The 25,374-nt window shown below is 69.0% G+C and carries 25 protein-coding genes and 2 pseudogenes; 13 read left to right on the top strand and 14 right to left on the bottom strand.

Translation table 11 applies throughout. The annotated features are described in order from the left end of the window. Both ACFQ6X_RS21315 and ACFQ6X_RS21320 read left to right on the top strand, forming a co-directional pair. Positions 1-256: pseudogene (locus tag ACFQ6X_RS21315) on the top strand (pyridoxamine 5'-phosphate oxidase family protein); the annotation flags it as partial. A 132-nt stretch (positions 257-388) separates the two neighbouring features. Beyond that, positions 389-496: a hypothetical protein gene (locus tag ACFQ6X_RS21320; RefSeq protein WP_383183599.1), complete on the top strand. Its 108-nt coding sequence runs from the start codon at positions 389-391 to the stop codon at positions 494-496. 61 nt (positions 497-557) lie between these two features. Here ACFQ6X_RS21320 and ACFQ6X_RS21325 read toward each other — a convergent pair whose 3' ends face one another. Then, positions 558-1,340, bottom strand: coding sequence for a phosphotransferase enzyme family protein (locus ACFQ6X_RS21325; RefSeq protein WP_383183601.1), 783 nt, complete (start codon positions 1,338-1,340; stop codon positions 558-560). Between the two features lie 434 nt (positions 1,341-1,774). Between ACFQ6X_RS21325 and ACFQ6X_RS21330 the strand changes: the two genes are divergently transcribed. Next, on the top strand, positions 1,775-2,575 hold the full coding sequence (locus ACFQ6X_RS21330; protein ID WP_383183603.1) for a maleylpyruvate isomerase family mycothiol-dependent enzyme: 801 nt from the start codon (positions 1,775-1,777) through the stop codon (positions 2,573-2,575). A 1,160-nt stretch (positions 2,576-3,735) separates the two neighbouring features. Here the strand turns inward: ACFQ6X_RS21330 and ACFQ6X_RS21335 are convergent. Beyond that, positions 3,736-4,101: a nuclear transport factor 2 family protein gene (locus tag ACFQ6X_RS21335; RefSeq protein WP_351169065.1), complete on the bottom strand. Its 366-nt coding sequence runs from the start codon at positions 4,099-4,101 to the stop codon at positions 3,736-3,738. Positions 4,102-4,135: 34 nt separating this feature from the next. Between ACFQ6X_RS21335 and ACFQ6X_RS21340 the strand changes: the two genes are divergently transcribed. Then, positions 4,136-4,303 (top strand): hypothetical protein, encoded by a 168-nt coding sequence (locus ACFQ6X_RS21340; RefSeq protein WP_383183605.1) that lies wholly within the window; start codon positions 4,136-4,138, stop codon positions 4,301-4,303. A gap of 92 nt (positions 4,304-4,395) precedes the next feature. Here ACFQ6X_RS21340 and ACFQ6X_RS21345 read toward each other — a convergent pair whose 3' ends face one another. Continuing rightward, on the bottom strand, positions 4,396-4,590 hold the full coding sequence (locus tag ACFQ6X_RS21345) for a hypothetical protein (RefSeq protein ID WP_383183607.1): 195 nt from the start codon (positions 4,588-4,590) through the stop codon (positions 4,396-4,398). Positions 4,591-4,725: 135 nt separating this feature from the next. Further along, complete coding sequence (locus tag ACFQ6X_RS21350; RefSeq protein WP_383183608.1) at positions 4,726-5,685, bottom strand: LysR family transcriptional regulator; 960 nt, start codon at positions 5,683-5,685, stop codon at positions 4,726-4,728. Between the two features lie 134 nt (positions 5,686-5,819). On the opposite strand from ACFQ6X_RS21350, the gene ACFQ6X_RS21355 reads away from it, so the two are divergent. From ACFQ6X_RS21355 to ACFQ6X_RS21375, 5 genes are all read left to right on the top strand, one after another. Next, positions 5,820-9,326, top strand: a complete 3,507-nt coding sequence (locus ACFQ6X_RS21355) for a M28 family peptidase (protein WP_383183610.1) — start codon at positions 5,820-5,822, stop codon at positions 9,324-9,326. 600 nt (positions 9,327-9,926) lie between these two features. After that, on the top strand, positions 9,927-10,151 hold the full coding sequence (locus ACFQ6X_RS21360; protein ID WP_383183612.1) for a hypothetical protein: 225 nt from the start codon (positions 9,927-9,929) through the stop codon (positions 10,149-10,151). Next, complete coding sequence (locus tag ACFQ6X_RS21365; RefSeq protein ID WP_383183614.1) at positions 10,148-10,726, top strand: class I SAM-dependent methyltransferase; 579 nt, start codon at positions 10,148-10,150, stop codon at positions 10,724-10,726. Before ACFQ6X_RS21360 ends, ACFQ6X_RS21365 begins: the two co-directional genes overlap by 4 nt. A 29-nt stretch (positions 10,727-10,755) precedes the next feature. Beyond that, entirely contained in the window at positions 10,756-11,505 is a 750-nt protein-coding gene (locus ACFQ6X_RS21370; protein WP_383183617.1) for a class I SAM-dependent methyltransferase, read from the top strand. Positions 11,506-11,648: 143 nt separating this feature from the next. Continuing rightward, a complete protein-coding gene (locus ACFQ6X_RS21375) occupies positions 11,649-12,743 on the top strand; it encodes an NUDIX domain-containing protein (protein ID WP_383183619.1) in 1,095 nt (364 codons plus the stop codon). Positions 12,744-12,749: 6 nt separating this feature from the next. On the opposite strand, the pseudogene ACFQ6X_RS21380 reads toward ACFQ6X_RS21375, so the two are convergent. The 3 genes and pseudogenes from ACFQ6X_RS21380 to ACFQ6X_RS21390 all read right to left on the bottom strand — a co-directional run. Beyond that, positions 12,750-12,974: pseudogene (locus tag ACFQ6X_RS21380) on the bottom strand (IS5/IS1182 family transposase); the annotation flags it as partial. After that, positions 12,973-13,608, bottom strand: coding sequence for an NADPH-dependent F420 reductase (locus tag ACFQ6X_RS21385; RefSeq protein ID WP_383183621.1), 636 nt, complete (start codon positions 13,606-13,608; stop codon positions 12,973-12,975). The gene ACFQ6X_RS21385 and the pseudogene ACFQ6X_RS21380, both read right to left, overlap by 2 nt. A 32-nt stretch (positions 13,609-13,640) precedes the next feature. Then, on the bottom strand, positions 13,641-14,375 hold the full coding sequence (locus ACFQ6X_RS21390; RefSeq protein ID WP_383183623.1) for an SDR family NAD(P)-dependent oxidoreductase: 735 nt from the start codon (positions 14,373-14,375) through the stop codon (positions 13,641-13,643). 144 nt (positions 14,376-14,519) lie between these two features. Here ACFQ6X_RS21390 and ACFQ6X_RS21395 point away from each other — a divergent pair, with 144 nt between their 5' ends. Further along, a complete protein-coding gene (locus ACFQ6X_RS21395) occupies positions 14,520-15,131 on the top strand; it encodes a TetR/AcrR family transcriptional regulator (RefSeq protein ID WP_383183625.1) in 612 nt (203 codons plus the stop codon). A 373-nt stretch (positions 15,132-15,504) separates the two neighbouring features. On the opposite strand, the gene ACFQ6X_RS21400 is transcribed toward ACFQ6X_RS21395, so the two are convergent. Next, positions 15,505-16,488, bottom strand: coding sequence for a tetratricopeptide repeat protein (locus ACFQ6X_RS21400; RefSeq protein ID WP_383183627.1), 984 nt, complete (start codon positions 16,486-16,488; stop codon positions 15,505-15,507). A gap of 302 nt (positions 16,489-16,790) precedes the next feature. Continuing rightward, entirely contained in the window at positions 16,791-17,330 is a 540-nt protein-coding gene (locus tag ACFQ6X_RS21405) for a hypothetical protein (RefSeq protein ID WP_383183629.1), read from the bottom strand. A 205-nt stretch (positions 17,331-17,535) separates the two neighbouring features. Between ACFQ6X_RS21405 and ACFQ6X_RS21410 the strand changes: the two genes are divergently transcribed. Next, positions 17,536-18,162, top strand: a complete 627-nt coding sequence (locus ACFQ6X_RS21410; protein WP_383183739.1) for a hypothetical protein — start codon at positions 17,536-17,538, stop codon at positions 18,160-18,162. A gap of 441 nt (positions 18,163-18,603) precedes the next feature. Here ACFQ6X_RS21410 and ACFQ6X_RS21415 read toward each other — a convergent pair whose 3' ends face one another. Continuing rightward, positions 18,604-18,975 carry a winged helix-turn-helix transcriptional regulator gene (locus ACFQ6X_RS21415; protein ID WP_383183631.1) on the bottom strand — a complete coding sequence of 124 codons (372 nt, stop codon included), beginning with the start codon at positions 18,973-18,975 and terminating at the stop codon, positions 18,604-18,606. A gap of 56 nt (positions 18,976-19,031) precedes the next feature. Here ACFQ6X_RS21415 and ACFQ6X_RS21420 point away from each other — a divergent pair, with 56 nt between their 5' ends. Both ACFQ6X_RS21420 and ACFQ6X_RS21425 read left to right on the top strand, forming a co-directional pair. Further along, entirely contained in the window at positions 19,032-19,712 is a 681-nt protein-coding gene (locus ACFQ6X_RS21420; RefSeq protein WP_383183633.1) for an SDR family oxidoreductase, read from the top strand. A gap of 16 nt (positions 19,713-19,728) precedes the next feature. Continuing rightward, positions 19,729-20,913 (top strand): MFS transporter, encoded by a 1,185-nt coding sequence (locus ACFQ6X_RS21425; protein WP_383183635.1) that lies wholly within the window; start codon positions 19,729-19,731, stop codon positions 20,911-20,913. Between the two features lie 219 nt (positions 20,914-21,132). Here ACFQ6X_RS21425 and ACFQ6X_RS21430 read toward each other — a convergent pair whose 3' ends face one another. The 4 genes from ACFQ6X_RS21430 to ACFQ6X_RS21445 form a co-directional block, all read right to left on the bottom strand. After that, on the bottom strand, positions 21,133-21,615 hold the full coding sequence (locus ACFQ6X_RS21430) for a DedA family protein (protein WP_383183637.1): 483 nt from the start codon (positions 21,613-21,615) through the stop codon (positions 21,133-21,135). A 346-nt stretch (positions 21,616-21,961) separates the two neighbouring features. Beyond that, positions 21,962-22,978, bottom strand: a complete 1,017-nt coding sequence (locus tag ACFQ6X_RS21435) for an alpha/beta hydrolase (RefSeq protein WP_383183741.1) — start codon at positions 22,976-22,978, stop codon at positions 21,962-21,964. Between the two features lie 67 nt (positions 22,979-23,045). Then, on the bottom strand, positions 23,046-24,665 hold the full coding sequence (locus ACFQ6X_RS21440) for a phosphodiester glycosidase family protein (protein ID WP_383183639.1): 1,620 nt from the start codon (positions 24,663-24,665) through the stop codon (positions 23,046-23,048). Positions 24,666-25,068: 403 nt separating this feature from the next. After that, the gene (locus ACFQ6X_RS21445) at positions 25,069-25,368 is read right to left on the bottom strand and encodes a hypothetical protein (RefSeq protein ID WP_383183641.1); all 300 of its coding nucleotides are present in this window, start codon (positions 25,366-25,368) and stop codon (positions 25,069-25,071) included. Positions 25,369-25,374: the final 6 nt, after the last annotated feature.

Consider the following 25,374-nt stretch of genomic DNA (forward strand, 5'->3'; position numbering starts at 1 on the left):
CTGGGACTCACGGGAAAGGCCTATGAGAGCGCCGACGGCACACTGCGGAAGTCGTCGAGAGCCAGCCGGCCTTCTTCACCGCCTCGGCCCCGCTCACCGCCGACGGGTGCGTGGACCTGTCACCCAAGGGCCGGGCGGGCACTCCGCGATACTGGACGAGTCAACCCTGGCCTGTCCGGAATTCGGCGGCAGCCACGCCGAGACCATCGCCCACCTGCGCGAGAACGGCCGGATCACGCTGATGTGGTGCGGGTTCGGCGCGCACGCTCGCGTGCGATGAGGACGTCGGCGTGGGTCAGGCCCGTCGCCCGCCGCCTCACCCACGAAGCGACCCCCAACTGGCGCATGGCATCGGTTCCGGGTTCGGACTGGTGTTCCGTGGCGGAACGTGCCTGTCGAGTACGGGCCGTGGGGACGGGTCTTCGGCCTGTTCCGTCGATGGCAGCAGGGCGGCGCCCGGCAGCGGATCCTCACCCACCCGCTACGACGTGGGTAAGACGACCGGACGCCCCGGCACCATCGCCTAACGTGACCAGGTCAGACCATGAAGGACAAGCTCACCCGGCGAGCAGGGCGTGCACCCACTGGTCTTCGCGTTGCTCGATGTATTCGGCGTCGTTTCGCCAGGCGTCACCGTGGCCTTCAGCCCACAGCCTTGCCCAGGGCTGGACACCTTGGGCTGCCTGAGTTCGCAGGAAGTCGTGCATGGAACGCGTACGGCGCCCCAACAGAGGGACCAACCGACGACGTTCGGACTCATCGAGACCGTACGCGTCGGCGAAGACTCGCAGTCGTTTCGCCGCGTCCGGGCGCTGCCAGTCTGGATGTGCGGACAGCGGGATGAACCCGTGAATGGCGTATGCGACATCCCACAGAAGGGAGCCAGGACCTGCTGCGTCCCAGTCGATGAGGGCCCACTGCGTCTCGTCTGCGACCACGAGGTTCCAGGGGGCCAGGTCGTTATGGGCAATGATGTCGCTGCCCTCGGGAGGGATCAGTGTCTGCCAGTGCGCGTCGGGCGGGGGCGTGAAGTCCCGCACGGCATCGTGGAAGTCCCGGATGAGGCGGGCAACGCGAGCCAGTTGTCGCGCGGGTTCCATCAGCGAGAACCGGTCGGGCCAGACCACATGTCCCGGCATGAAGGTCAAGACCTCACGTCCTTGATCGTCAATACCGAGTGGGCGAGGCGCCGCGCTGAATCCCACCTCGTGCAGGTGGGCAAGCAGGGCATGCACGGAGGGAGTCCACGGTCCGGCCGGACGGCGAACGGTGTCCCCGACCCGAACGACACCATCACTGACGTTGCCGCCAGACAACGGCTGTTCATCATCGTGCTGCATCGAACCAGTGTGTCGGACCAGCTCGCCATGATCACCCCGTTAACAGGGGAACGTAAGAGTGCGGACAGAGGTTGAAGAACAAGCTGAGTGGCTGTTGTTGTTCCGAGCTTGAAGAGTGCTGGTCGAACGGGAGTCACCTGAACTCCCGGCCCGACCGGTCCTCCCCCGCCGTCGTGACCTCCGCGTCCATCACATCGAGCGGCGGCATGACCGCGCGCACCGGGTGGACGTCACGTCGCCGAGGTGCCCGGCCGCACGGCGAGGCCAGAGCACCCACAGGCACGACGCCTGGCGTACCGACACCACCAGCGTCCACGCAGCAGTGCGCAGCTTGTCACCCGAGCGGTGGGAGGCGAGGACGTCCGCAAAGGCCAACCGGCGGCGACTGTGAAAATCGCTGTCCGATCACCGGTGCACGGTGATAGACATCCGGCGTGGAAAAGAATCTTGAGTTCCCTGACCTGTTGCGACTGATCGATGAACGGTCGACCGCCTTTCGCGCCGTGGTCGCCGCCGCGCCCGGTCTCAACGCGCAGGTGCCGACCTGCCCCGGGTGGACGCTGTTCGATCTGGTGAAGCACCTGGGTGGGGGAGACCGTTTCTGGGCCGCCATCGTCGGCGCGGGGTCTGCCGACGCTCCCCCGGCCGAGGCCGTCGCCGCGCGCGCCGCGCTGGAAGTGCCGCAGGAGCGTGAGGCCCTGCTGGCCTGGCTGGACGCGTCGACGCAGCTTCTGCTGGGCGCCCTGCGCGCGGCGGGACCGGAGAGCGGTTGCTGGACGTGGTGGCCCGCATCGCAGTCACCGCAGACCGCCGGCGGCACCGCCCGGCACCGGGTCCAGGAGACCGCGGTGCACACCTACGACGCCCAGCTCGCCGGGGGCGCCCCGCAGCCGCTGCCGGTCGAGCTGGCACTCGACGGTGTGGAGGAGTTCCTGTTCACCGTCTGCGCAACGCCGAGTGCCTGGCCGCACAAGCCCACGGCTTTCGACTTCCACGCCGCCGAGGGCCGCTCCTGGCGCCTCACCGTCGACGGCGACGGCGCACGCATCACCCGCATACCCGCGCCCACCGACGCGACCGACGAAGACTCGGACGCAGCCGGCGCCGCCGTCCACGGCACGGCCAGTGAGCTGGTCCTCTACCTGTACGACCGGATCCAGGCCGACTCCTTGCACGTTGACGGAGACGCAGGGCTGCTCGACCTGCTCCGCGCCTGGGAGCCGGAGGAGAAGTAGGACGTAGCGGGGGGCGGTTGGTCGCGCCTCGAGCCGGTACGACACCACTCTTCGCCAGGTTCGTCAGTCGCGGCACCGGGCTCGAACCCATGCACAACCCTGCCCTCGCGTCATGACCAGACGACCCCGATCACAAGCGCTGACCTACCCGAACACAGCCTTGTACAACGCCCTTTAGGGGCTACGCCCCCTCAGAGGCCGACGGTCTTACGCACAACCGGGCCCGCCTCGACGGAGGCGGGCCCGGAGGCAAATCAAGTGGGTGAGCAGCCAACGTCACGCTGTCGTCAGCAGACCTTCTCCAGCGCCACGGCGATAGAGGTGATGTTGTATACCCCGTGTCGAAGGACCTGGAGCTGCCCGTTTCGTACCTAAGGATCTGCAGTGGCGCAGAAGGGTTGAAGGTGATCTTGGCACGCACGTTGCAGCCATCGGTCAACGTGTCGTACACGGTCCCCACAACCCTCCTCGTAGGTTGACCCGTTGAGGTTTCGGAGGAGCAGACCGAGTAGGTCATCCTGCCCCAAGTGGCCGTTTTCTTAAGGCCACCGACACATGTCACTGCCGACGCAGATGTCGTCGTCAATGCGACCAGGCCACCCGATGCCAGAGTCGCGCTCACCAGCAAAGCCGACAGTCGTTTCCCGACCTTCACGCCGTCCCCCGATTCTCGGTAACCCGTACAGCGCAGCAGCCTACGAACCCGACTCGGCGTCGCCCACCTATAAGGTTTCATGTTGCCGACTGCCGCCAGTGCCCCCATCATCTCGTGGTACCCACCCTTCCGCGTTGCCTGACCAGGCGTGCAGCACTCGTTGAGGCGGGCCGGCCCGGCTGACCGGGAGACACCACATGCCAGCACCCGCACCTCTCGGGTCAGCCGCCCGCGCCCCCATGGGACACCGCCGAATTCGCCAACGGTGTCCGGCGCGGAACACGACCCAACTCCGCCGCGTCTTCGGCATCGCAACGCACCTTGACCCCACGGGGGCGGGCGGAGACCCTCCTCACGTTGAGTGCACCGATCGGGTCTCCGAGCCGCCGGCTACCGATCGAAGGCACACGTCGCGCCATGTCACCCCCAGCCTCTCGTTTGGATCGTGCTGGGCTCGCGTGCGGTCCGATCCGAACGAAAGGCCCCAGCGGACGGGCGGGGCAGGTCAGTTGGCGGGCGTCTCGCCGTACGCGCCGAAGCCCGCCACCACCAGGCCGTCCCGGAAGGTCAGCACCTCGCTCACCCTGCCGCCGATCTGGTTGAGGTAGTCGATCACGAGTGCGTCGACGCTCGCTCGTACGTCCATCACCTCGAACTTGAGGTCGGGTATCCGCTTGAGCCCTGCCGCCCAGTACGCACGCAGAGCGGCTTTGCCGTGCACGGTGCCGGCCGGGTCGCCCGTGAGCCGCGCGATCATGGGCGAACTGAAGGTCACGTCGTCGTGGTAGTGCGCGAGAATGCGGTCCAGGTCGTGTGAGTTCCAGTCGTCCTGCCACTGAGCGGCGAAGCGACGGGCGAAGTCGAGATCCATACGGATCATGATGCGGCAGAGCGATGATGGATGCGTGCACTTTGAACCCATCACCTGGGAGCGGCTGGCCCGCACCCGCGCCGCCCACGCCGAGGGACTCGGGGAACGCGGGTGCGTCCCCGGCCCGTCCGGGTGTGATGACGAAGACCGGCGGCCGGCAGCGGCTGTCGGCGAGGTCTGCATGGCGCCTGACTGGCTCTGACGTCCACGATGCCGCGATAGCGCATCTGAGCGGGGCGGTCCTGCGGGGAGTAGCCCAGCTCGCGGCGTATGGAGTGGTCACCGTGGCGGCCTCTACAGCTGGAGCTTCTGACCGCCCGCCTTCGCAGGCGGGCGGCGTTTGACGCCGCTGCACGCCAAGAGTTCGGTCCCGGTGGCGTCGAAGTGCAGCCTGAAGTGCCACGACCGGTCCGCCGCGTCGATGATGCCGGTCCGCAACTGCTTGTCGCGGTGCTGAGCCAGGTCGTGCCGAGGCGAAAACGGATTCACAAGCACCCTTGACCAGGTCCAGCGGTTCGTCCGTCTCGAAGGTGTTCACCTGCGCGCCGCCCTTCGCTGAACGATGGCTACGCTGACCGCCCCAGTGAAGCCGCTCGATCGATGCATCAGGGTTGCGCGCCCGCCCTATTCGAGTGCCGGATGCAGCTCGGGGCGGGCGTCCCACCAGGTTCGGTGGAAGGGGTTGTTGTCCACATTGGCCAGGTACGCGCGGGCAGCCGCCCGGTAGAGGAGTTCCGCCTGCCCTGCCGAGACCGTCGAGCGGTTCCAGGCCAGGCGGATGCGGCCGGTGATCGGCGTGCCGACGAGGGGGCGCAGGACGGTCCCCTGGGCGTACGGGGCCGTCGGCTGGCTGAGCGAGATCGCGCGGCCCGCGGCGATCAGCCCGTAGTGCATCTTGCGGTCGGTGATCCGGTAGCGCAGTGACGGAACGAACCCGGCCTTCGCGCATGCCTCGACCAGCGCTTCGGGGCCGCCGTCGTCGTCCTCGACCAAGGTCATCCACGATTCGTCGGACAGGTCCGCGAGGTCGATGGCCTCCCTTTCCGCGAGGGGATGTTCCGCCGACATCCGGATGCAGAACGGTTCCTTGGGAATCAACGTCCTTGCCATAACCCCGTCAGGGAGCGGGACTTCGTGCTCGTTGACCTCTCCGTATGCGACGGCGTCGTACTTCCCCGCTCCGAGCATACGGAGGAGTGCGGTCGCCGAGTGTTCCAGATCGACGGTGATCTCCTGCCCCGACAGGGCCAGATCCGTCTGCTCCAGCAATCCGTCGACCAGCACCAGCAGGATGCAGCCCAGTCTCAGCGGCCTGCCCGTGACGAACGCGCGCGACTCGGCACCCAGCGCGTCCATTTCGTTGAGCACCCGGCGGGCTTTCCCCAGCACGAACTGGCCGAGCGACGTGGGCTCCACCCCGTGCCGGGTCCGGACGAAGAGCTCACCGCCCGCCACCCGTTCGATCCGGCGCAGCTGGGCGGAGAGCGCGGGCTGTGACACCCCGAGCCGGCGCGCCGCGAGACCCAGGCTGCCCGCCTCCGCTATCCGGCAGACGGCCTCCAGATGCCTCAGTTCCAGCTGCATTTCAGCAGCGTACGCAGCGTGCCGCCGTCGCACCATAACTCGCGTCTTATGCCCGGCGGGATGTCCCTCACTGGTCATGCTCACGCCCATACTCGGCGGCGATGAACCAGTCTCCCCCACGCTTTGGAGCCCCGATGAAACGAAGAACGGTGACGGCCGGCCTGACCCTGGCCATGCTCGCCGGGCTGACAGGCACCTCGGTCGCCCAACAGGCAGAAGTCCCCGCGAGCACCGCCGACGCACGCACGACCCCGCTCTCGCGGGCGGTTGCCGCAGCCGACCGGGCTGTCGACAGCGGTCTCGACTCCCTGGTGAACTCCTCGCAGGAACAGTACGAACGGCGCCTCGTCACCCCCTGGGTGAAGGGCCTCTACTCCGTCGCCTACGAGCGCAGCTATCGCGGTCTGCCGGTCGTCGGCGGCGACGCGGTCGTGCTGGCCGACGGCGACGGCGACGTACGCGCCCTGCAGTCGGCGTCCTCCACCCGCATCGACGTGGCCACCGATCCGGTCGTCACCGCGAAGAAGGCCGAAACCGTCTCGCGGGCGAAACTGGCGAAGGTCGACAAGGTCCGCGGCAGCCGACTGGTCGTCAGACTGGACGAGGGCAGGCAGACCCTCGCCTGGGAAACGGTCCTCTCCGGCCGTACGAAGGAGGCGCCCAGCAGACTTCACGTCTACGTGGACGCCCGCACCGGCAAGGTCGTAGGAACACACGACGAGGTCGCCGCCGGCAGTGGCACCAGCAAGTGGAACGGCCCCGGCCCCATTGCCATCGACACCACCAACTCCGGCGGGAGTTACAGCCTCCGCGACCCGAACCGTGCCGGGCTCAGCTGTGCGGACTACAGCACGGGCACCGTCTTCTCGAAGTCGTCGGACTCCTGGGGCACGGGGAACCCCACGTCCAAGGAGACCGGCTGCGTGGACCTCATGTTCGCCGCGCAGAAGCAGTGGGACATGCTCGGCCAGTGGCTCGGCCGCAACGGGGTCAACGGCAGTGGCCGCACCTTCCCCGCCAAGGTCGGCCTGCCCGAGATGAACGCCTACTGGGACGGCAACCAGGTCACCATCGGCCGCAACAGCGCCGGCGAGTGGATCGCCGGAGCGGACGTGGTGGCCCACGAGTACGGGCACGCCATCGACACCACCACCCCGGGCGGCACCAGCGGTCAGGAGTCCGGACTCGGCGAGGGCACCGGAGACATCTTCGGCGCGCTCACCGAGGCGTACATGAACCAGCCCTCGCCGTACGACGTCCCCGACTACACCGTCGGCGAAATGATCAACCTCCAGGGCCGGGGACCGATCCGGAACATGTACAACCCGCCGGCCGTCAACAACGACCCGGCCTGCTACAGCTCCGCGATACCCGGCACCGAGGTCCACGCGGCGGCCGGACCGCTGAACCACTGGTTCTATCTGCTGGCCGAGGGCACGAACCCGGGCGGCGGGAAGCCGAACAGCGCCACCTGCAACCAGACCACCCTCACCGGCGTGGGCATCCAGAACGCCGGAAAGATCTTCTACGGCGGGATGCTGCTCAAGACCAGCAGCATGTCCTACAAGAAGTACCGCACGGCGACGCTGAGTTCGGCAAAGTCGCTCGACCTCGCCACCTGCGGGCTCTTCCAGAAGACCAAGGCCGCGTGGGACGCGATCAGCGTGCCGGCCCAGGCCGGTGACCCGACCTGCACACCGACCGGGCAGAACAGCGACTTCTCCCTGGCTCTGAACCCCTCGGCCGGCACGGTCCAGCAGGGCGGCTCGGTCACCACGTCCGTAGTCACCAACACCACCACAGGTACGGCCCAGTCGGTGACCCTCACCGCAACCGGCCTGCCCTCCGGAGTGACCGCCTCCTTCAACCCGGCCACGGTCCAGTCCGGCCAGTCCTCGGTCCTGACCCTGTCCGCGGCCACCACCGCCGCGCCCGGCGCATCCACCGTCGTCATCAAGGGGCAGGGCGCTTCGCTCGCGCACACCGTCGACTACACGCTCAACGTCGGCGGAACACAGCCCGGCACCGACCCGCCGAACATCGCCGTCGCCAACGTCCAGGCGCACCTCGCGCAGTTCGGCACGATCGCCACGCAGAACGGCGGCCACCGACGGGCGGGCAGCGCGGGCTACACCCAGTCGCTCGCCTATGTGAAGGGCAAGCTGCAGGCGGCCGGGTACACCGTCACCGAGCAGAACTGCTCCACCTGCACCTACCCGTCCAATAACCTCATCGCCGACTGGCCGGGAGGCCCCGCCGACCAGACCGTCATGTTCGGCGCGCACCTCGACGGCGTCGCGGCGGGCCCCGGGATCAACGACAACGCCTCGGGCTCCGCAGCCCTGCTGGAGAACGCGCTCGTCCTCGCGCAGAAGAACCCGACCATGACGAAGCACGTGCGCTTCGCCTGGTGGACGGACGAGGAACAGGGCCTCAACGGCTCGGAGTTCTACGTCAACCAGCTCAGCAGCGCCCAGCGCACAGCGATCAAGGGCTACTACAACTTCGACATGGTCGGCTCCACCAACGCCGGCTACTTCATCAACAACGTCAACTCCACGACATCCGCCCCGCTCAAGGCGTACTGGACCTCGCTGAACCTCGCACCCGAGGAGAACGTCGAGGGCCAGGGACGCAGTGACGACGCGTCCTTCCAGGCAGCGGGTATCCCCACCTCCGGATACGCGGCCGGTGCCAGCGCCCGCAAGACCTCGGCGCAGGCGGCCAAGTGGGGCGGCACGGCCAATGCCGCCTACGATCCCTGCTACCACAGCTCCTGCGACACGACGAACAACATCAACGCGACCGTCCTGGACCGCAGTGCGGACGGTGTCGCGTACGCCGTCTGGAAGCAGGCGGTCGGCAGCGACGTACCGGCGCAGGACTTCTCCCTCTCCACCAGCCCGTCCTCCGGAAGCGCCGCACCGGGTGGCAGCGTCACGTCGACGGTGAACACCACCACCCTGAGCGGCAGCGCGCAGACCGTCGCGCTCTCGGTCTCCGGCGCGCCGAGCGGCGTGACCGCGACGCTGAGCCCCTCCTCCGTACAGTCGGGCAACTCCTCGACCCTCTCCGTACAGATAGGAGCCGCCGCCCAGCAGGGCACCTACACCCTCACGGTCACCGGTTCCGGAACGGTGAGCCACAGCACCACCTACACGCTCACCGTCGGCGGGGGCGGCGGCACCTGCACCGCACGTCAGCTCGTCGTCAACGGTGGCTTCGAGAGCGGCACCAGCCCGTGGACCGCCACCTCGGGCGTCATCACCAACCAGGCGGGCCAGCCATCGCACGGCGGTTCCTACAAGGCGTGGCTGAACGGGTGGGGCACCGCCCGTACGGACAGCGCCGCGCAGTCGCTGACGATCCCGTCGGGCTGCGCCACTCACCGGTTGTCGTTCTATCTGCACATCGACACCGACGAGACCGAGAGCGTCGTCTACGACACCTTCACCGTGTCGGTCGGCGGCCGGACCCTGGCGACGCTGTCGAACCTGGACGCGAACACCGGATACGCGCTGAAGTCCTACGACGTAAGCGAGTTCGCGGGACAGACGGTCACTCTGAAGTTCAACGGCGTGGAGGACCAGTCCCTCCAGACCTCGTACGTCGTGGACGACGTCACCCTCCAGGTGAGCTGACCCTCCGCGGCACGACCGGATGACCGATGGCCGGCGTCCGTCCGGGGCCTCGTGGCCCGGGCGGGCGCCGGTCCGCGTGGCTCGGCTCGTGGGCCTGGGACGAGGTGGTGCCAGGTCTGCGGGCGGTGGGACGGGACACGGCATGCGTCCGCCGCCCTCAACACTCCGGTTCGCGGTGGGTCGTTCGCCTCCGGCTGGTGGGGGGCGGAGAAGCTGGAGACCCCGGTCAGGGAGAAGAACCGCATGACCCGGCTCGGGTTGACGCCGGTTGCCCCGTCAGCTCGCGCAACGGTTTCGACCGGTGCGGAACTTCATGCTTCACCGTCGGCGATTCGGCCAACCACTCTGGTCCGCACACCTGTTGCCAGGGCCGGGTCCATGCATCCTCCACGTGCCGTCACCCGCTCAATCTCGGGATTTCAGGACCGACCGAAACACATGTGTTCGAAATCCCGACTCAGTCGTTGAGCCCTAGAAGACGCTGGACGACCATCAAGGGGGACCCATGACGGCCTCGGAAGATGCGCACGGAGAACTGTCCGATGCCGAGCGGCTCGCGCTGCGGTGGCCGACCTCTCCGCCGGCCCGTTTTACGGCCGTGTGCAGGCCGCCAGCACCATGGTGACGGCCGGCGACCGCCCCCTCGGTGCCGCGGTCGCCGGTGCCCTGGTCCTCCTCGGGGTGCGCCGCACCCTCGTCATCGGTGCGGTCCTCCAGGTCGCGCCCGTGGTCCTCCTGCTCGCCTCCCCTGTCCGTGCTTCGCGAGACATGCCTGCCATTCCCGCGCGCACCGCCGTGCCGCCTGCCTGTGAAGGAAACTCATGACGACGACCGCGACCGCCGCCTACTGGGAACCGCTGTGGGCCGACGGCCACCGGTACCGGCAACTCGACGGTCCCGAGAGGCGACTGATGGACGAACACCTCGGCCCCGGCTGCGGGCGCCCGGCCCTCGACATCGGCTGCGGCGACGGTGCCTTGGCCCGCCACCTGCACCACGAGCTCGGCTACCGCACCACCGGAATCGACTTCTCCCCCAGCGCCGTCGCACTCGCCGCCGCCCGAGACGCGGAGCCGGGCTCCGGACCGGCGTGGCGGTGCGCCGATTTCACCACCGGCGACCTCACGGCACTGCCGGAGCCGGCGTACGCGGTCATCACCTGCCGTCTGGTCTTCCGGTGGGTGGACGACAAGGCTGCTTTCCTCAACCGCGCTCGCCGGCTCCTCGCGCCCGGGGGGACGTTCTGGGTGGTCACCGAGATCGCGGGCCGCCGTGAGGACACCGACCCCCTGCACGGCCTCGGGATCAGCCCCGCCGAGGTCGAGACCCTCACCTCGGGCTGGTCCGTCGTCCGGACCGCCGACCTCGACGTGCTCCGCTGCTACGCCCTGCGCCCCTGACCTCACCCCGCTTTCTGATGGAGGCTTCAGTGACTACCGAGAAGGACACCGTCGAGATCTGGACCACCTACGGCACACACCAATTGACCAGGGGACTTGAGCTGCCCGAGCTGGACCGGTGGGACTGGGGAATCCAGGAGGCCGGCCCTGGCCGCACCGTCCTCGGCGAGGTGGCGGGACTGCGTGTCCTCGACCTCGGCAGCGGCCTGGGCCGGCACGCCGCGAAGCTGGCCGCCCTGGGCGCCGAGGTCACCGCCGTGGATGCCTCACCCACTCAGCACCAACGCGCCCTCATCCGCTACCCGGACACCTCCGGCCTGCACCTTGTGTGCGCAGACGCCGTGGCCCACCTGCACGCTGCCGACCCGTACGACCTGATCTACTCCGTCGGTTCAGTGCCGTACCTGGACCCCGCCCGGCTACTGCCTGCCCTGGCTACCGGCCTCAAACCTGGCGGGCGCCTGGTCTTCTCCGCGTTGCACACCAATTCCCACGGCTCCGGACCCTCGACCGAGGCGACACCGCGCCCCGAGATCCTGCGGCTGCCCGGCACCACTGACGATCATTCTGTGAACATGTGGGTCCTCACTCCGCAGCTGTGGGAAGACCTCTTGGTCCAGCACGGCCTCACCGTGGAGTCGGTCACGGCGATCGACTCACCCGCAACGGACAACGCAGTCTCCTACCGGCTGTACGCGGCCTGCCGCACCCCGGGTGTTCCGGCCGCCCCCGCACCAGCGCTCCAGCCCCGCCGGACACCGTCCTCGGGATCGGTGTGATCGTGCACGGCCCGGACAGCGTCCTCCTCGGCAGACAAAGGCTCGGTACCTGGGCTCATGCCGGGGCTGCCCCTGGCGTCCGCCATCGGCTCACCGCCTGACACTCCGCCGCAGCACCAGCCCCCTTCCCTTGTAGGAGAACCATGACGACGACCTCTGCCCCCGACGAGCTGCCAGGAACCGCGATGACCGACGAGGAGTACGGCAACCTGCGCGCGTCGGCCGCTCTGTGGGCCGGCACCTCCGTACTCATCACGAACGTGCTCGGGAAGGTACTGATCCAGCACGTCGACTACCGCGACACCTGCCTCCTGCCCGGCGGCGCCGTCGACAAGGGCGAGTCTCCCGCGCACGCCGCGGCTCGCGAGCTCATGGAGGAACTCGGAATCGTCGCCCGGATCGACCGGGGCCTGGCCGTCGACTGGGTCTCCACCGAGACCGTGGACGCGCCTGCGGCCATGCGTTTCCCCGGCGAGCTCCTGCACGTCTTCGACGGTGGCACCTGGGACGACGAGCGGATCGCCGAGATCCGCCTGCCCCCGAGCGAAATCACCGGCATCGAGTTCGTCGAGCCGGCCCGGCTACCCGACTTGCTTTCCCCGGCCGACGCCCGCCGCGCCCTGTCCGCGCTGCGAGCCCGGATCAACGCTGCCGGCACGGTCCTTCTGGAGAACGGCCATCCGATCGCCCCCAGCGTCCTCGACCGCCTCGCAGTCCTGCAGACCGCCCGCCCCGCGTACCGATACCCCTGGCACCAGGGACCGGCCCCACGCGAGCTCGCCCTGGCCCAGGTGTGGGCATGGCTGTTCGCCCCGGACGGGCGCGTCCTCGTCCTCCTCGAACCCGGCACCGGAACCGCCTTCCTGCCCGGCGGCACGCCCACGAAGCAGGACCAGGGCGACCCCGTATCCACCCTGCGCCGCGAAGCCAACGAGGAGGCAGCCGTCCAGCTCGAGTGCCCCCTGCTCCTCGGGCACGTCACCGATCCCCCGGTGCGGCGCGCATACCTGCGCTACGCAGCAGCGCTCACCGGCGCCGGCCCCGCAGCGCCCGATCCGGCGACAGGCCATACCTACACCCGCATCCTGGCGTCCCCCGAACAGGCAGCCGAACTCTTCGACTGGGGACCGTCGTCTGCCGAACAGCTCGCCGCCGTCCACCAGGCCCGCCGGGAACTCGGTCTCCCCCGGGCCGCACTTCAACCCATCACCGAACTCACCAGCGTTGATCGTCACTGAGCGTTTTCAGCGTTGCCTCTCCAGGGTGAGAATGGCAATGCCGGTCATGCGGTCGGGGCAGATGCGGGATCTGCGGAAAATCTGCCAGAACGTCAGTCGCACCAAGCCGCGTTCGACGGCGGCCTGGGCGAGGACGCGGTTCACGGTGCGCTGGGTGGGGGTGAGTTCCCCGCCGGGCGGACGTCTCAGGCCAGTGGTGACGTGCAGCCCGGCCCCGGTGCAGGCGCCATCAAGCGTCTGCTCGGACGGGTAGTTCGGTGATGCTGAGGGCGAAGTCCAAGTCCCCCACCCCGTGGTTGGCGAGGCCCACCGTCACCACGCCCGCTCCTTCCAGCCAGTGCGCCATTTTCAGGCCGCCGACGTCCAGTGGGCGCAGCCCGAGGCTCCCGATGAACGCCATCACACTTGCCTTGGCCTGCGCATCGTCGCCGGCGAGGAAGACGTCGGGCCGGCCCTGCTCCAGGACATGGCGGAAGACGGTGTTGAACGCCTTCACCACGCTGGCGCCGGCCGGGGCCGCCTTGGCGACCTCCTGCGCGATCGAGGTCTCCTCGCGGTGGGCCAGTCCGTCGAACGTGGAGTTGAAGGGGTTGCTGATGTCGACGATGACCTTGCCCGCGAGAGCGTTCCCGTACTGGGTGACAACCGGCACGACGCCGTCGTACAACAGGGCCACGATGACGATGTCCCCGGCCGGGGCGGTGCCCCATTCTCCCGTCGTGGCGCCGCCGCCGAGAGCCTTGGCCAGGTCAGCGGCCTTGGACTGATCGCGGCCCATGACTTCCACCGTGTTGCCGCCCGCTATCGCTCGCGCTCCGATGGTGCGGGCCATGTTGCCGGTGCCGATGATGCTGATGTTGCTCATGAGATGCCCTTCTCTGGTTGTGGTTGTTCGGTTCAGAGGGCGGTGGTGCCGCCGTCGGCGACGAGTTCCATGCCGTTGACGTAGCTGGAGTCGTCGGAGGCGAGGAAGAGGGCGGCGGTGGCGATTTCGTCGGGGCTGCCCATCCGGCCTCGGGGGATGAGGGACTCGAACTGGCGCTTGGTGGCTTCGTCGAAGAGTTCTTCCTGCTTGGCGGTGGCGACCTGGCCGGGGGTCAGGACGTTGACGCGGATGCGGCGGTCCTTGAGCTCGTTGAGCCAGACGCGGGCCCATGCCTGCTGGACGGCCTTGCTGCCGGCGTAGACGCTCCAGCCGGGAAAGGCGCCGAGGGAGGCGTTGGAGCCGGTCATGAGGATGGAGCCGCCGTCGTTGAAGAGCGGGAGGGCCTTCTGGACGGTGAACAGGGTGCCGCGGGCGTTGAGCCCGAACCAGGTGTCGAACTGGGCCTCGGTGATCTCGCCGAGCGGGGCGGGCTCGCCCCCGCCTGCGCTGGCCCACAGGACGTCGAGGCTTCCCTTCTCCCGCTTGACGGTGTCGTACAGGCGGTCCAGATCGTCGAGGTCGGCGGCGTCGCCCTGGACGCCGGTGACGTTGCGGCCGATCTGCTTCACGGCCTCGTCCAGGGCGTCCTGGCGACGGCCGGTGATGAAGACGTGCGCTCCCTCGTCGACGAAGAGTTTCGCGCCTGCCAGCGCCATGCCGGTGGTGCCGCCGGTGATGACCGCGACCTTGCCATCGAGCTTTCCCATAGTCATTCCCCTGGGGTCGGTGGTGCCGTGTGTACCTGGGGCGACGACGTTAAGTACACCGCCCTGTGTGCTTACGGTACGGGGCGGGTGACCGGGACGCAACTATGTACACCGGTCGTTACCTAGCTGCGGTACAGTGGACCCATGACGGAGTTGGAGAAGGGCCCCACGGGCCGCCGCCGCGGCCGGGGCGCTCGCGAGCGCATCCTCAGCGCGTCCCAGCAACTGTTCCGCGAGCAGGGCATCAACGGCACCGGCATGGACCAGCTCTGCGCGGCAGCCCAGGTGTCCAAGCGCACGGCCTACCAGCACTTCACCGGCAAGGACGAACTCGTCGCCGAGTACCTGCGCCGGTTCGACCCCTCCGTTCTGTCCGGCGTGTTCGACCGCACCGACCTCACGCCCCGCGAACGGCTCCTCGCCGCCTTCGACGTCCCTCCCACCACCCCGCTGTGCCCCTACATCGCCGCCGCAGTCGAACTCCACGACCCCGAGCACCCCGCATCCCAGTACGCGCGCGACTACAAGAAGGCCGTCGCCGCGCGGCTCGCCGATACCGCCCGCGAAGCCGGCGCCGCCGACCCCGAACAGCTCGGCGAGCAGCTCGCGCTGCTCATCGACGGCGCCGCGGCCCGCACCCGGGTCCTCAACACCGACGCCTTCCCCACCGCCGCCGCCATCGCCGCCGTCCTCATCGACAACGCCATCCCCGCCACAGCCGGCAATGACGGGCGACGGGAGGAAGTGTCGAGTTAGCTGGCACTCCGCAGCCGGGCTGGAGGGGCTGCCGGTCGGGTGGCTGCACCCGCTGGTACGCGTCACCAGCCGCCCGGCGCCTGGCCCGGACCCGTCGGCTCTTGCGGAACGTGCCCGCCCGCCTGCTGACGGCCGCAACAGAAGCCTCCGGGGAGACCGGCGACCCTCGAGGCACCGCAGACGTGGTCGGCCTGGCAGGTGCTGGCCCCTGCTGCCGTAGTGCGGACAGCCTCAGGGCCGTGCCGGACAGCTCAACGGCACGGGAGCCCCGTAACCGGCGTCCCAGGACAATCCGGCTGGTGCTGTCCGCCGGATCATGTGCCCAGGAACCGGAAGGTCCTCCTGGCTGATGCCGGTTGACACAACAGCTCGCTCAGATCTTTCGCAGGCGTTGGGCCTTGGCCACCATGCTCTGAGGCAGCTTCGGCCCTGAACACGCGTAGTCGATGAGCAGGTTTCGATAGGTGGTGTTCGCGAGCTCCGGCGCCAGAGCGATCAGGGCCATCAGGTCCTCGGACGAACCGGAAACGCGTGTGCGGTAGGCGGCGCCCGCCGCGCGCAGGGAGACTTCGTGAGGTTCGTATTCCAAGCCCTGTTCAACAAGGCTCGCGGCTGCGGCGAAGTCGCCCTGCTCGGCACGCACGTCCGCCAGGTCGAGGTAGAGGGACCAGTTGGCGGGGTCCCGGGTCAGGGCGCAGGCGAAGGCCTGTGCAGCCTGGTCCAGTTCGCCCATCACGCGCCAGGTGGCCGCTCGCGCGACTGCGGTCCACATGACCTGATCGACGGCATCGGCGCGATCGCACAGGGCAAAGCACAGCTCGTAGCGGCCGCAGGCCCGGGGCAGCCTGGCCATGGAGGCCAGGGCCTCCGGAACGGGAGTGCGTTCGGACACCGCCTCGATGGCATCGAACCAGGGCGTGAACCGCTGACGCATCTCGTCGCTGTCCAGGTCGTGGCCGTAGTCCAACGTCCGCAGACACGCCTCGGCCAGCGCCTCGGCACTCACTGCTCCGAGAAAGCGCGCATCGCTGAACCAGGGTGCCGCGCCCCATGCCACCTCGGGCCGTGCGCCCGTGACCGAACCAAGGGCCATCACCGCGTCGTTCATGTTCCCTTCGAGGAACAGGAAGTATGCCTGTGCGAGCACGGCGCTCAAGGAGCCGTCCCCTTCGAGGCTCTCCTCCAGTTCCGAGCGCCGGTCCTGCCACAACTCGGCAAGGGCCGCATAGGGCTCCGGGGCAGTCGGTGCTGCGGCTATCGCCCCCACCAGAAACTTCACTGCGCCGACCGGGCTTCCGCCGCAGTGCGCCATGACACCAGCGAGTCTGACACCCGCCGCCACTGACTGATTCGACATCTCCAGAGAGTATCCATGGCCAAAGGTTCTGCGAGCACGTCGGATCGGACGGCGAAACCGCTGTCGATGATCCGACCGTCGGGGGCGGACCGTTGGCGGACGGGACGCGAGCTGACGGGAGGGCATTCCAGCGGCGCGTGTCGGTCGCTCCGGCCCGGCTGCGCGACGCTGGCCTGTCGGTTCCCTTTAATCTCCGGCCGAGTTTGACTTCCATCACGATGCCGTCGTCGTCATTCGACCGTTCCTGTGGACGGGTTGAACGCGGCTTCTCTGCACTGCGCTCTGAAGCAGGCCAGTCGAAGTCAAGGCAGGTGCTGACGGACCGCGATGCAGGCGACGATTTGCTCACGGACCGGGCCAGGTTTCAGGTAACCGACCAGGTTGTCCAGATGGGCCGTCAGGTTCTTGTGCCACCGCAGCTCGCGGATCTGCTCGACGGGAATGTCACGCCAGCCCTCGGCGAGATCAGCGGCCTGTGTGGGCGTGAAGGTCAGCGCGTCGAGCGTGTCGAACGCCAGCGCCTTTGGACTCCAGTCGGGGTCGGTGTCGTCAGGGCCCAGCCGGTCGATCACCCACATCCGGAGCATGAAGTTCTGCTGAGCCAACCGCGCAAAGAGTCCCTCAGCGTTGTCGAACATGCGCCGGTTCGCGAGCAGCGACAGCTTCGCCCATTGGCGACGGACTTCCTGGGAGTTGCTGGAGTTGTAAGCCTGTACTTGCGCGGCCACGCGCACTGCCTCAAGTCGCTGACCCTGGGCGTCATGGATGAACGTCTTCAGCTGGTCGTAAGTCCAGGTGCTCAGATCGCGGCCTGGTTCTTCTCGATATGTATCGCTACTCAAGGTCCCCCCTCCTTTCCGTAGGCAAGTCGAAGCCGATGGCGGCCTTCTGGGACCTCCTGTCGGCCTGGGCGAGCCTAGCTTCGGCGTCGGCAATGCTGACCTTCAGCCCTGCGACCTCCCCGAGCCCTTGACCGAGATGAGGGCGCTCGGCGAAATCGGGAGGCGTATGGGCGGGGGCTGCGGAACACTTCGCCGGGTGATCGTCATGCAGCCCGTTCTGGAGATATACGCACCTGACGGCTTCGACCTCTGGCCTGTCGCCGAGGTCGAGTCCTTTGGCTTTCTGCCGCTCAGCGGCGAGCTCTCACCCGCTGAGGTCGGGGCGGCGGTGATGCGTATCGCCAGCTGCAACGACATCGACCCCGACGACGATCGCCCGCCTCGTCCGGCCGGCGCACTTGCCTCGTTCCTACACGGGCTGCTGACGTTCGACAAGCTCTTCGCCGCCGGCGGCTTGCGGGTCACCGACAACTCCACAGGCATCACCTTCCTGCCTGGCTGCTGTGATGGCCTGGAGGAATGGCGCGACTGGCACCGGTTCATCGACGATGGCAGCATGCTCAGTTTCGGCCACCACCCCGTGTCACCGGTTGCGGAGCGCTTCGGCGACACCGTCCGGCTCACTGTCAACGCCGAGCAGAGCGACAGTCCGGTGATCGAGCTGTCCGTCACCGAGCTCCGCAACCTGCTCGCCGGTGCCGAGTGCGACCTGGCCGACTTCCTAGCACTGGCAGCCGATTGGGGCTCCAGGCACCTGCCCCGCCACTGTGCTCCCGTCACAGCCGCCCTCGCCCGCGTTGTCGGCCTTCCCACGCCGCCGCCGGTGGCGTAGAGAGCCCGGCTGGCCCCACCGGTTCAAACGGCCCCTGATCCGCTACACGCACCGAGCCGACCTCGATCAGGGGCTGCTCGAACGTGCTTGCAGCATCATCCGCCTGCGGCGGCTTCGGCGGCCCGCCTGACCATATCCGCCGACCAACGTCGGAACATGTTCAAAGCGTCTGTCAGCCCGGCACCGGATGGTCGCTCCGCCCGACCGACTGCTGAGCGCATACTGCCGGGACTGTCGCACCGATGGGCGGGGCATGGAGGAGTCGATGCGCGAGTGCTCGGCCGAAGCCGGCAGGGCCAGGCAGGCTGCACTGCGGGCGGCCAGGATGCGCGGCCAGGCCCACCGACTCCGACCGGGAGAGAGCGCCGTGGCCCCTTGAGAGGATCGGCATGACAGCGTCGTCGGAACCTTGCGCTGCTGCCGACGTTCGAGGAGGCAATGTCAGCCTGAAGCGTCCTCGATGCCGACTCGTTCGCGTGCGGCGAGGATCTCCGGGACGTGCATCTCGGCCCACTGTCGTACGGCGCGCAGCGGAATCAGCAGGGAACGGCCGAGCTCGGTCAGGGCGTACTCGACGTGCGGCGGGTGGCCGCCCAGGTCGGTGCGGGCGAGCAGGCCGTCAGCCTCCATGGCGCGCAGCGTCTCGGTGAGGGCCTTGGGGGTGATCCCGCGGATGTGCGCTTTGAGTTCGGTGAACCGCATCGGTCCGTCCTCCAGCGCGTTGACGACGAACACCGTCCACCGCGCCCCGATGCGGTGCAGCACGGTGCGACTCGGGCACGTCGCCGCCATGACGTTGTACGCCTTGCCCATGGGGGTCCTCCCGGTAGCGTTGAAGATACCGGTAGCAAATCTATACCGTCGCGTTCATGAGCGAGAATCTGACAGGCAAGCGGATCCTGGTCGTCGGCGGCGCCCGCGGTATCGGCGCTGAGATCGTCCGGCGCACCGGGCAGGCCGGCGCCGACGTAGTCGTCGCCACACGGTCTGGCCCCGAGGTCCGGATAGACGTCACCGACGAGACGACCATCGCGCGGGCCGCGGAATCACTCGGCTCCTTCGACCACGTGATCTCCACCGCGTCGGCTCACCATGATGTGCCGGTGCCCGAGCTGGAACACGACAAGATCCAGACCGCGTTCTCCACCAAGGTCGTCGGCCCACTTCTGCTGGCCAAACACTTCGCCCCGCGGATGCCTGCCGCCGGATCGTTCCTGTTCTTCTCCGGCATTGTGGGCTGGCAGCCCAAGCCCGGCACCGTCGTCAAAGGGACTGCGAATGCGGCCCTGGCCGCGCTGGTCACCCACCTGGCCGTCGAGCTCGCGCCGCTGCGTGTCAACGCCATCGCGCCCGGTATCACCGACTCCGGCACCTGGGACCGCCTTCCGGACGAGCGTCGCCGTGCCTTGTACGACAGTGCCGCCGCGGCCTCTCTCACAGGCAGGATCGGGACGCTCGAGGACGTCACCGATACCGCCCTGTGGCTCCTGGGTGCGGGATGGGTGACGGGCGAGACGGTCCATGTCGACGGCGGAGCCCGGCATCGCTGATCGCGGCGCCACCGCCATGGCAACCACCACCAGAATCCAGCCGCGCGCCCTCGTCCGCGCCTCCGGAGGCCCCCGCTATGCCGTCGCTCTGGGCGTGGACGCTCTCGGCACCGGCTTGTTGCGGCCCTTTCTGCTGCTCTACGGCGTCACGGTGCTCAGGCTGTCCGCATCGGCCACCGGCATCGCCATGACGGCCGGCGTCGTCGTGGGTCTGGTGTGCATGCCCTCTGTGGGCCGATGGCTGGACCGCGGCGCACGCAGCACGGTCGTGGCGGCGTCGATGCTGGTACGGGTGCTGGGCGTGGCACTTCTGCTGGCCACCCCGACGGGAAACGTCTGGCTGTTCGCGACAGCGGCGCTCTTCCTCGGCATCGGCAACCAGGCGTGGCCGGCCGCCCACGCCGCCCTCGTGGCCACGATCTCCCACGGCCGGGAACGTGACGCCGCCCTCGCGGGGGGCCGCGCCTTGCGCAACGCCGGCCTGGGCGCCGGTGCACTCCTCGCCACCGCATGCCTGGCGGGCGGCGCCGCAGCATTACAGGTGCTGGCAGCCGTCACCGGGCTCGCCTACCTCGCGGCGGCGGCCCTGGCGTGGTCGGTTCACCTCCACGCGCAACCGGCCGCTCCCCCGGCCAAGGACAGGGACGAGGAGCCCGCACCCCGGATGCGCGCGCTGCTGGGCGCCAACGTGATCTACGTCTTCTGCCTCAACATCCCCGAAATCGCGCTCCCGCTGGTCCTGGTGACACAGATGCACGCCTCCCCGGTCTGGTCGGCGGCAATCTTTGTGGCCAACACCGTGCTGGTGGTCACCCTGCAGGTCCCGGTCACCGTCCTGATGTCCCGCTTCCCCCGCCGGTCCGTGCTGGCAATCGCCGGCGTCGTACTCGCGATGTCCTACCTCGGCTTCCTCGCGGCCACCTCTCTGGGACGCGGCTGGGGTGCCCCGGCCGTCGCCGCGGTCTCCGTGGTCTGCACCCTCGGCGAGATCATCTACGCAGGCAGCGCCACCGCGCTCGTCACCGCCCTCGCCCCGGCACATGTCCTGGGACGCGCTCTCGCCCGCTTCCAGCTCTCCACGGGCTTCGGCCTGGCAGCCTCCCCAGCGGTCATCACCACACTCGCATCCCACGGCCCGGCTGCCCTCTGGGGCAGCCTCGCCGCCGCGACGCTCCTCGCCGCCTCCGCCGTCGCCAACTGAGCATGCCCGATCAGGGGCACTACGGAACGGCCGCCGAGGAGAAGCAAGGAAGACGACTCAGCGGCTGGTGCTGCCGGGGGCAAGCAAGCCGAGGGTCCTCCGGCTTCCTGTGCCGCGAAGTCTCCAGGAGCATCGGCAGGCCGGCCCAGGCCTCTCCGAACTGCGTGAGGCCGAAGTGCCGGGTTCACCTTCACATGAACATGACCCGGTCGGGCCGGTTCACGATTCGTCGGCCACGGTCCCACCAGAGGCCGGGACCGCCCGCCTGCTGCGGTACACCACCACCCCGCACACGGCCAGAAAGAGGACGGCCACTGCGGAAACCCCGAGGGCCGTCCGCTCGGCGAAGAGCCTTCCCAGCACTTCGAGCACGCCGAGCCCCGCGGTCGCATAGATCAGCGCCCAGGCCGCTCCGCCCACGAACAAGGCGGGGAGGTAGCGCAGCAACGGCATGCGCATGCTGCCCGCCAGGAAGTTGGCAGCGGTCTGGAAACCGACGGTCAGGAATGAGGCGGCCACCACCGGCGCACCCCATCGCTGGATCGCCCTCTCGGCGCGCCGGAACTTCCCTGAAGAGATCCGCCCGGCGAACCTGCTGCGCCTGGCACCGGCACCGGCGAGCCACCCGACGGCGAACGTCCCTCCGGCGCGAAGCAGGACGATGACGTACAGGGTTCCGGCTGTGAGCGCGATCTTATCCACGACGCCTCGTCCAGAGCGCCGGGCCGAAACCCGCGTCCCCCGTCACGCGCACGGACGTTCCCGCCCCTCTGGGCGCACGACGCGCGCGAGCCCGTTCACCGTCTCTCACCTGCGCCCTGCCTCTGCCCGTTCCGTCCACCAGTGTCTCCTGCCGCACCGCAACCCGAACCGCACGCCAGGGTCCGCATGCCAGGCAAGGTCAGCCTAACCGAACGTGCATACGGCGGAGACAGGGCACCGGACTTCTCGACGAACGGCAGGCGCGGTCATCGAAACTGGTCAGCTCACCAAAGCACAGGCCCCTGCCTGCGCGGCAGGGGCCTCGCATGATCCCGGCATACGGCGTTCAGCGGTCCGTCTTGAGCGCATGGAGCAGCATCGGCAGCGATGAGTGCAACTCGCGCTGCCAGTAGGCCCAGCCGTGGGTTCCCGGTCCGTAGAAGTTGGTGGTCACGTGCTTGGCGCCCTTGCGTTCGAGCTCGTCGGCAAGGGCCTGGTTCTGCCTGTTGAAGTCCGCCTCGAGCGCGCTCGTGCTGCCCGGTGGGTCAAAGGGGCCGGCGGTGCCGTCACCGCACGACAGGTAGACGGGGATCGACTTGAGGCGCTTGGCCAGGTGGAACGGGTCGTGGGCCGCCCAGATGTCACGTTGCGCAACCGGGTCGCCCCAGACCCTCAAGGGGTCGTTGCCCTCGCCGGCGAAGAACCCCATGATTCGGTTCACCGACTCGTCGTTGAGCAGCGGGTGCACGGAGCCGGAGTACGCCGCGACCGCCTTGAACATGCCGGGATGCCGGGCGGCATACATAAGGGCGCCCTGGCCACCCATCGAAAGTCCCGCGACGACGCGGTTCCTGCTCGCCCCCCAGCCGTGCTCAAGGAGCTGGCTCAGCTCCTTGGTGTGGAAGGTCTCCCACGCCGGATCACCGCCCTGACCGTAGTTCCACCAGTTGCTGTACCAGCCGTTCCAGCCGGCCTCCGGCATGACCACGAGGACGTCGCGCAGGCTGTCGGTCTGCGCGACATCGGTCCGACCGGTCCAGGACGTGTAGTCCCCGCAGCAGCCGTGCAGCAGCCAGAGGGTCGGCCAGTGGCGGCTCCGGTCGCCCGGGTCCCAGCCATCGGGCGTGAGCAGACGCACGTTCGCTGTCCGGCCGCCGAGGGCGGGTGAACGGACGGACAGATCGACCTGCCGGTCGGCGACCTGGGTGACCGCGACCACCTCGGCGCCCCGGGACGAGGAGTCGCGTCCGCTCGCTTCCCGGGCGGGCGGCACTGCCGACGCGGTGGCCGGCGCCGGCGGGGTCGCCGCCAGGGTGAGCAGCAGCGCGGGAAGGACGAGCAGGAGGCGGACTCGGCGGATCAGGATGGCGTTGATAGCTGCTCCTGGAGGTCGGTGGTCGCTGGCTCGGGCGTTCGCGTACCGGGCTTGGTCAGCGCCGGTCGGGCAGGATCAGCAGTGCGTCCCCGACGGGGCGTTCACCGGTCGCGTCGGACGGGTCGTTGATCACTTCTCCGTCGACCACCATGGTCGTCGATCCGCCGCCATCCAGATTGACGGCGGCGCGCAGGCCGAGCGCCCGGGCGACGGCGGCGCTCTCGGGGATGCTCAGCCCGAGTGCGTCGGTGCTGCGTCCGTCGGCGGTGACGAGCACGGTCCTGCCGTCGGCGTCCACCCCGGCCAGCGTGCGCGGATTGCGCTTGTGCACCCAGCCGTAATAGAAGCTCTCGTTGCCGGGCTGCACCATCCCGTCCGCGGCGGGCGTGACGTGCAGCCGTCCGTCGCGGACCAGTTCGGGACCGCCGTTGAGGATGGTGGTCGCCGGTGACGGGGAGACCTCGCAGCCGCTGCTGTCCCTCAACGTCCCCTCGACGCGCAGGGGCCGGCCGACCTGCGCCAGGGTGGCCAGCTCTGCGACACGGTCGCCCGTCGCCTGCACGGAACTGCCACCGGTCGGCAAGGGTCCGCCGCGTGGTTGGCGCAGCTCCAGGACCCGCCCGCGGGTGTCCAGTACGGCCTCCATGCCGTCGCCCGCCGGCGTCTGGCGGCCGTAGTGGGGCGTGAAGGCGACGAGCTCGTCGCGGTCGGTGCAGGTCGCGTCGTGCAGGGGCAGCGAGGTCGGAGTGTCGTCGGCGGTGCCACCGCAGTTCCTGATCAGGCCCGGCACCCGGTCGATGCCGTCCAGGGGTTGCGACGCGCCCCGGCCGACGACCCGCCCCTTCCAGGTGAGCCGGGCGATCCTGCTGTGCCGACCGGAGTCGCGCATCACCAGTCCGGGGCGCCCGTTCACCGGCTCACTCAGCAGTCGGCCCTCGTAGACACCGACACCGGCCGGATCGCCCGGTGCTCCGGCTCGCGGGTCGAGGACGAAGAAGCCGGCGTTGACCGCTGCGGTCGCCCCGGCCGCGACCGCCAGCTCACTGGTCTTCTCCCGCATCTCCAGATCGGGACCGTACGACGCCTTGAGCCCACCACGGAACCGGCCCGGGTCGATGGTGAGCACGTCGATCCGCCACGGTCCACGGTCCGCGGGGTTGCCGTCCCAGCCGGTGTACACCGCAGACCCGGCGTACCCGTCCCCTCTCAGCCGGGTGAGCTCGGCCGTCGCGGCGGACTGCGAGTCGAACTGCCCGACCCGGACCCGCCACCCAAGCGTTCCACCGGCGTAGTCGGCGACGGCCGGAGTCGTGACTTCCTCCACCCGGGCGTCGAAGCCGTCCGCCTGCACGTCGGCAGCGAGCTCGTCGGCGCTCAACCGGTCCTTCAGCGCCGTCGGCGGTGCGTCGGGGTCCGGCGAGTTGGCGCCGCCGGGTATGGAAACCTCGACCGTCCACGAAAGCGCCGTGGTGCCGGCACCACGCACGATCCGCGTGAGAGTGACACCGGGCTGCAGCGTCCGCGTGCTACGGGTCTCGGTCAAGTCGACGGCGCCCAGCGGCAGGGCATGAGTCGCCCCAGGAGGCGGCTCCGAGGAGAAGGCAGGCGCCGGCAGGACTCCGGCCACAGCCAGAAGGACAAGGACCGTGGACGCGCCGAGCAACCTTCGGTTCACGTACCCCCCTTGGAAAGATCGGCCCAGCAACGGTGCGTGCGGCGACGGCCAACCGTCAAGACGTGTGCACGTCAATCTCCTTGCCCACCCGAATAGGAATCGCGGCACCCCCACACGCCGCCTCGCGGGAACCTCGACAGAGCGATCCTCCAGGATCCCGCGCATCCGATGAACGTCAAGGCCGATCCGCGGCAGCCCTCCCTCCCCCGCCGGCCCACCCGCACCGGCTGAGCTTCCAGCCGCCCGGCCGGGGAGTCGTCAGACGCGAATACGCCCCCGCCCGTTGCAGCGGGGAGGATCGTGGTGATGACAGGACGGCCACCCCGGGCGGGTAAGTTCACCTGCCGACACGCGCTGGGGCCTTGGGTGCCTGACAGCCGGGCACGCCCTCCGGACATCCGTGTCAGGCGCCGATCCAGGCGTCGACCATCTCCAGGCGCTGGACCGTCGGCTCGGGCGGACGAAAGCCCAGCGCCGCGGTGACCACTCGGTCCACGACCGGGTGCAGGCGCTCCTCGGCGAACCGCTTCCAGTCGGCCTCCGACTCCCAGACGTCGGTGTACCGCAGCCCATTGGCTGTGCGCTGGACGAGGTGAGCCACCAACCCGGGCGGCTTCTCCGGCCCCAGCCCTTCCTTGATGCGTGCGTAGACGGCCGAGTCGATCGGCACCTCAAAGGTGAACGCGTACGTCACAGGGACCACATCCCT

The sequence above is a fragment of the Streptomyces sp. NPDC056452 genome (assembly GCF_042796085.1).
Taxonomy (GTDB): Bacteria; Actinomycetota; Actinomycetes; order Streptomycetales; family Streptomycetaceae; genus Streptomyces.